This is a genomic window from Enterococcus hermanniensis (assembly GCF_001885945.1).
In the GTDB taxonomy this organism is placed as follows: Bacteria; Bacillota; Bacilli; order Lactobacillales; family Enterococcaceae; genus Enterococcus_A; species Enterococcus_A hermanniensis.
Genome location: NZ_JXKQ01000031.1, coordinates 1 through 2,003, shown reverse-complemented (window position 1 = coordinate 2,003; position 2,003 = coordinate 1). Strand labels below are relative to the sequence as shown.

Below are 2,003 nucleotides of genomic sequence, written 5' to 3'. Positions count from 1 at the left end.
GAACTCATAAATTTTTGATGTCCAAAGCTATCATTATCTAAATAAAACATCGTATTTATTTTTGAATACTTAACTAAACCTTTAATCTCAAAAGGTGTACGTAAATCTGTAGTCAGGTGTTGCTGTCCGACAACAATATCCCCCTCAAATATCTCAACACCGTTTTTATCTTTCAGCCCGGTTGACTGCATGAGGTCAATGTCTTTGATATTAAATGATTCACGCCATCCAGATAAAAATACATGTTCAAAGTCAAAGTTCATACATTCGACATTGTTCATAGATTTATCTTCTCTAAGCCACGCTCTAAATTTCGGTATCATTCGCCGTCCTCCTCATCGTCGATCAGATTAACTTCAATAATTTCGTACGGTCCGAACTGAGGGCCTTTTTCTTCAAACAATTCTTTTAATTGGATTACATCTTTCTCATTACCAAATTCAGCTTCATCAGCTTCACTGGTGAATTGTGGAGTTGTTCCTTTTATCCCAGAAAAGTAAACTGGAACTTCGTTTAAATATGCTCCTAAAGCATAAACAATCATCTATATCATCCTCTCTGTGATAGTGGTCGTTAGCTGACTTTTACTTCTTCAAATAGATTCCAATGCTTTTCACCTTTGAAGATGTTGTATGGAATCGTTTCATCTTTATCTTCGTCATAACCAAAATCCCATAAATCGTCCGCTACTGATGTTTGACACCAAGCCACTCCAATTACATCTTCATCTGCTTTCATAGTTTCTATCACTTCAATTTGCTGCCCAAAATTTGAGTCTGGATAAACAGTTAGGTATTTTTTAAAGTTGCTGATTAACTGGTCAAAGTTCTCTTTTAATACAAGAACTTTATCGAATGTACTTCCAAGCAGAACATCTTCATATTCTTCGTAAAATCCTTTGTTAAAATTGCCCCAAGTCTTTTTGAATCCAAACATCATGCCATCGTTTAATGCGTATTTCTCGTTCAAGCTATTCCAAACGTGCATACCTCCAAGCCAACTATTTTTGGCTTCTCCGCAAGGTGTTACGTCTCCGTTTTTATTAACTGCATATAATTCAGTTGTACTCATTTAAGTATTCTCCTTTTCGTTTTCTACGTGATAGGTGTCGTTACTGTAGCTTATCTATTACTAAATAAACGAATTTCCCTTTGTAGTTTTCAAGAATCTCAAGGATATCGTGGCCGCCCAAAGCGAACGTTTCTGTGTTAAATCCTTCAATAGTCCATGTAGAATATCCATACCAGTTTTCTTGAAATTCTAGTAAACCCATTGAGTCAAGAACGATATACTCTCGAATCTGATCTAACTTCATTCTTTTGTCTGACGCGAAAAGTTCCATTAAAATGTTGTCAGCAATATATTTCCCTGAAATCCCGCTCTCATAATCATCCTCAGTGTGTAAATCAGAAATACCTAATTTATCAAGAGCATTACTAACTAGTATTCGTAATTGCCGACCATCATCATTGTCGTAATCAACAGTCTTTGAATCATTTTTAACTAAAAATATTTCGCCCTCGTCTAACCAATTGTCATTGACGACAACCCAGCCTTTAATAATTTGTTTCACGAATATCCCCTCAAATATCTCCACGCCGTTCTTGTCCTTTAAGCCAGTGGATTGCATGAGTTTATAATCATCAGGACTCATTTCAGCATGTGTTAGTAACCTTCCCGCTGATCCGTGTTCCATTTTATTGAACTTTTTCACTGAACCGCCAAATGGTGTATACCACGCTCTAAACTTCGGTATCATTCGCCGTCCTCCTTATAAGCTCGCTTACTCTTTCGCATAAAGCCTGGCATGGTGATCTCAATAAAATTTCCAATGCACCACTTCCCGCCGAATAACAGAAAGAAAGCAAGTAATAAACTCCATGTGATATTTAAAAAGTGATGAATCCCTGCTAAAATGAAATTAATTATTTCCAATATTCAAAACCTCCTTGATAGTGGTCGATAGTTGACTAAATCTTGCATCTATATTTCTTTGGAATTTT

General features: G+C 36.1%; 3 protein-coding genes and 1 pseudogene. All 4 read right to left on the bottom strand.

Features of this window, described 5'->3' with window-relative positions:
* Positions 1-263, bottom strand: a 263-nt coding sequence (locus RV04_RS12810; protein ID WP_425429346.1) for a YopX family protein, incomplete at its 3' end; no start/stop codon positions are given.
* A gap of 56 nt (positions 264-319) precedes the next feature.
* Positions 320-544, bottom strand: a complete 225-nt coding sequence (locus RV04_RS12805; RefSeq protein ID WP_071858841.1) for a hypothetical protein — start codon at positions 542-544, stop codon at positions 320-322.
* 29 nt (positions 545-573) lie between these two features.
* A complete protein-coding gene (locus RV04_RS12800; RefSeq protein ID WP_071858840.1) occupies positions 574-1,071 on the bottom strand; it encodes a hypothetical protein in 498 nt (165 codons plus the stop codon).
* A 394-nt stretch (positions 1,072-1,465) separates the two neighbouring features.
* A pseudogene (locus RV04_RS13710) lies at positions 1,466-1,759 on the bottom strand (YopX family protein); the annotation flags it as partial.
* Positions 1,760-2,003: the final 244 nt, after the last annotated feature.

Coding starts and splice junctions, on each gene's coding strand:
- RV04_RS12805 (WP_071858841.1), bottom strand. CDS start 544: ATGATTGTTTATGCTTTAGGAGCATATTTAAACGAAGTTCCAGTTTAC.
- RV04_RS12800 (WP_071858840.1), bottom strand. CDS start 1,071: ATGAGTACAACTGAATTATATGCAGTTAATAAAAACGGAGACGTAACA.